Source organism: Alcanivorax sp. HI0044, assembly GCF_001634945.1.
The window spans coordinates 1-628 of the sequence record NZ_LWEZ01000349.1; the positions used below are offsets into that span (position 1 = coordinate 1).

1 protein-coding gene is annotated in these 628 nt (G+C 55.7%); it reads right to left on the bottom strand.

Annotated elements, in window-relative coordinates:
• The coding region (locus A3730_RS31010; RefSeq protein WP_197477279.1) for an AarF/ABC1/UbiB kinase family protein at nucleotides 1-628 on the bottom strand (628 nt) is incomplete at both ends.

Below are 628 nucleotides of genomic sequence, written 5' to 3' on the forward strand. Positions count from 1 at the left end.
AATCTTCACGATATCCATTAATAACCGATTCACTTCCTTGTCATTGCGATCCGCCTGCACCAGTGAAGACGGGTCCACCTGACCCAGCGAGCCTTGCAGCCCCTCAATGTCCCGGGCCAGCGCCGCCACATCCACCTCCTCACGGGTCATGCCAATCACTGCCATGGCTTCCGCCATCTGCCGGACATCGCCTCGGCCAATAGCATCAAAGAAGGTTGCCATGCCGTCCCAGGCTTCGCGCCGAATCCGCCCGACGATACCAAAATCGATGAACCCTACCCGACCATCCTCCAATAACATCAAATTGCCAGCATGCACATCCGCATGGAAGAAGTCGCACAGCATCAGGCTCGAGAACCAGGTGTTAAGCGCAGAAATCAGAGTGCCCGCCGGGTCATCGGTATACTTTTTCAGCACATTCATGTCCGTCAGAGGCACCCCAAAGAAGCGCTCCATTGTCAGGACTTTACCAGTGGTATGGGACATTACGGGCTCTGGCGCGATGGCCTGGGAATTGCCGGTATCACGCAAGAAGACGTTAAACGCCTTGAGATTACCCGCCTCCTTGATGAAGTCACACTCTTCCAGCATCCCCGCCTGCAGCTCTTCAATCACCCCCGAAATGGCG